General features: G+C 74.4%; 2 protein-coding genes. Both read left to right on the plus strand.

Translation table 11 applies throughout. The annotated features are described in order from the left end of the window. Positions 1-235: 235 nt before the first annotated feature. Positions 236-1408, plus strand: coding sequence for a ComEA family DNA-binding protein (locus P1P70_RS42085; RefSeq protein WP_319247398.1), 1173 nt, complete (start codon positions 236-238; stop codon positions 1406-1408). 68 nt (positions 1409-1476) lie between these two features. Continuing rightward, positions 1477-3552 carry a ComEC/Rec2 family competence protein gene (locus tag P1P70_RS42090; RefSeq protein WP_413471669.1) on the plus strand — a complete coding sequence of 692 codons (2076 nt, stop codon included), beginning with the start codon at positions 1477-1479 and terminating at the stop codon, positions 3550-3552. Positions 3553-3561: the final 9 nt, after the last annotated feature.

Raw genomic sequence — 3561 nt, forward strand, 5'->3', positions numbered from 1 at the left:
TTTTTTTAAGAGGATGGTGCCGTGTCGGGGGGGTGGGGTCGCCGTGTCTCTGGCTTGCTTCGGCTCCATTTCGGCTCGGCTCGGCTGGTCTTCGGCTCCGTTCCGGCTCGGGTCGGCTCCGCTGGGCTCGGCTCGTTCGCTCGTGTGGGTGACGGAGTTATCCACAACCGGGTAGTAATCCACGGGAATTGAGCAAGATCATCGCGAGTGCGGGAGTCTGCCCGATCCTCGTCGCATGGCACTTCGATCACGTTCACGTACGGCGACGGTCACCAGCGGCCCCGGCCGGGGCCCCTCCTCCGACGGGCGCGCCCGACACCTCCACCCTCGGCGACCCAGGGGCAGAGCCGGCCGTCACCACCGGGCATCTGCGGAGACCCTCCGTCTGCGCGCGGAGGCGTTGTTCCCCGAAAGGGTCAGGGAGCCCCGGGAGTTGGGGCATGGGCCGCCGCAAGGCGTGTTCCGGGGGAGGTCGGGGGGTGTGGCCGCGGATTCCGGTGGTCCGGAAGGCGAGCGCAACCGGGCTGCATACGGTCCAGACACCGATGAGGTGACCCCGTCCCCGTCCCCGTCCCCGTCCCCGTCCGCTCCCGAAGACGATGACGGGTCCGGCGGCCGTGACGCGAGGGGGGCGTGGCGGGAGCGGCTGGCGCCGGCCGTGCGGGAGCGGCTGCCGCTGTGGTTGCAGGTGCGGTGCGGCATCGAGCGGAAGAGCGTGGTCGCGCTGAGTGTGGTGCTGGTCGTCGCGGCGGTGTTCGCGGCACAGCACTTCTGGGCGGGCCGGCCCCAGCCGGTGAGCGCGCCCGAGGTGGTGCGGGCGGGAGTCCCAGGTGCCTCGACAGTGCCAGGGGGTGTGGCGGCACCGTTCGGTGAGCCCGGGCACGGCGGCGCTGCGGCGTCGGGCGCCTCGCCCGGAGCGGGGTCCTCCTCGGCCGGGCCATCGATCGTGGTGGACGTCGGTGGCAAGGTGCGCAGGCCGGGCATCCAACAGTTGCCGGCCGGTTCGCGGGTCGCCGACGCGCTGCGGGCGGCGGGCGGGGTGCGGCCGGGTGCGAACACCGACGGGCTCAACCGCGCCCGGCTCCTCGTGGACGGCGAACACGTCCTGGTCGGCACTCCGGCGCCGGTGGCCGGACCGGGTGCGATGCCAGGGCCGGGGGCGGGCGGAGGCGGTGCGGCCGGGGCAGGCGGAGCCGCCGCCGGATCGGCGCCCACGACCCCCGTGTCGCTCAACACGGCCACCGCCGACCAACTGGACACACTGCCCGGCGTGGGCCCCGTCCTGGCCCAGCACATCATCGACTACCGCACGCAGCACGGCGGCTTCCGCTCGGTGGACGAGCTCCGCGAGGTGAACGGCATCGGCGACCGCCGCTTCGCCGACCTACGGAATCTCGTACGGCCATGACGGCGACGGGGGAGGAGGAGAGGATGCCGGCGGGGGCCGGGGCGCGGGGCGGTCCGCTGCGGCCCGCCGTGCACGCGGCCTCCGGTAACCGGCTCGGCGACCCGCATCCCCGGCAGGAGGGGCCCACGGATCTACGCCTCGTGCCACCGGCGCTGGCCGCGTGGGCGACGGCTGCACTGACGGTGCACGCCTCTCCGGGGTGGGTCACGGGAGTGGCCGTGGTCTGTGCGGTGGCGGGGGTGGCGCTGCTCGTCTCCCGAAAGGGGCAGGGGCAGGCACAAGCGCGGGGGCAGACATCGGGGCGTGCACAGGCGCAGGGGCCCTGGTTCGGGCACGGGCCCGGGGGTCGGCAGAGGCGCGGGTACGGGTTCGGGCACGGGCCCGGGTACCGACAGTGGAGCGGGGACGGGCGAGGGCGTGCGGGCGTTGCCTGGACGAAGGTGTCCGTCGCGGCGGTGCTGCTCTGTGCGGGCGCGGCCGCCGCCTCCGCCGGGCTGCACGGGGCGGATCTGCGACGAGGGCCGGTCCCCGGGCTGGCCGAGCGGTACGCGCGTGTGACAGCGGTCGTCGAGCTCACCTCTGATCCGCGCCTCACCCGGCCTCGGATCAGGGGCAACCGCGCGGCCCCGGCCGCAGTGCTCCTCCAGGCCGAGGTGCGGCGCGTGCTGGGCCCGGACGGGGCGGTCGTCGACACGCGGACTCCGGTGCTGGTCGTCGTAGACGTGGAGGCGGGGACCGGTCGGGAGGCCTGGCTCTCGCTGCTGCCGTCCACACGGGTGCGGGTGGCCGCGCAGGCCGTGCCGGCCATGGTCGGGGGAGACCGGGTGGCGGCCGTGCTGCGGGTGCGGGGCGGCGGGGCCCCTGCCGTGGTGGAGGAGGCGAGCGCCGTGCAGCGGGTCGCGGGGCGGTTGCGCGCGGGGCTGCGGCAGGCGACCGACGGGCTGGACGCGGACGCGCGGGCCTTGTTGCCGGGGTTCGTCGTCGGGGACACCTCGCGGGTTCCGGCGGAGTTGGACGAGGCGTTCAAGGCGACCGATCTCACCCATCTCCTGGCTGTCAGCGGTGCGAACTTCACCATCCTGCTGGCCTTGTTCATCGGGCCGCCCGGGCTGGCGCAGCGGGCCGAGCGGAAGGGGCTGGCGCCCCGGCTCGGGATCCCGTTGCGGGCGACCGCGCTGGCCGGTGGGGCGCTGACACTCGGCTTCGTGATCGTGTGCCGACCCGACCCGAGTGTGGTGCGGGCGGCGGCGTGCGGTTCGGTCGCGCTGCTGGCCATCGCGACCGGGCGCCGCAGGTCCCTGATCCCCGCACTGGCGACGGCGGTACTGCTACTGGTGCTGTACGACCCGTGGCTGGCCCGCAGTTACGGCTTCCTGCTCTCCGTCCTCGCGACCGGTGCCCTGCTCACCCTCGCCCCGCGCTGGAGCGCTGCGCTCCAGCGGCGCCGGGTACCACCGCGTCCGGCCGAGGCGCTGGCGGCGGCGGGAGCCGCGCAGGCGGTCTGCGCACCGGTCGTGGCCGTGCTGTCGGCGAAGGTGAGCCTGGTGGCGGTGCCGTGCAATCTCCTGGCGGAGTTCGCGGTGGCCCCGGCGACGGTGCTGGGGTTCGCCACCCTGGCGGCGGCACCGGTGGCGATGCCCGTGGCCGAGGGCCTTGCCTGGTGCGCGAGTTGGCCGGCGGGCTGGATCGCGGACATCGCCCGCACCGGGGCGTCGTTGCCCGGGGCGGGCGTGGACTGGCCGGGCAGCTGGGCCGGCGCGCTGTTGTTCGGCCTGGTCACCGTGGTGGTCGTCCTCGTAGGGCGGCGGTTGCTGAGCCATCCGTGGCTGGTGGGGGCCTGTCTGATGGCGTTCCTGCTGGTCGTGGTGCAGCCGCCGCCGCTGACCAGGGTGATCACGGGGTGGCCGCCGCCGGGATGGCGCTTCGTGATGTGCGACGTGGGCCAGGGGGACGCGACCGTCCTCGCGGCGGGAGACGGGGCCGGGGTGGTCGTGGACGCGGGTCCCGATCCGGTGCTGGTCGACCGCTGTCTGACCTCGCTCGGCATCACCGAGATCCCGCTCGTGGTCCTCACCCACTTCCATGCCGACCTCTTAACCACATCTACCCCGCCCCAGAAAACCCCTTTTGTTATTCTGGGGTAGGCCCGAACC

Origin of the sequence: Streptomyces sp. MB09-02B (assembly GCF_033794485.1) — a bacterium.
Classification (GTDB): domain Bacteria; phylum Actinomycetota; class Actinomycetes; order Streptomycetales; family Streptomycetaceae; genus Streptomyces.

Coding starts and splice junctions, on each gene's coding strand:
- P1P70_RS42085 (WP_319247398.1), top strand. CDS start 236: ATGGCACTTCGATCACGTTCACGTACGGCGACGGTCACCAGCGGCCCC.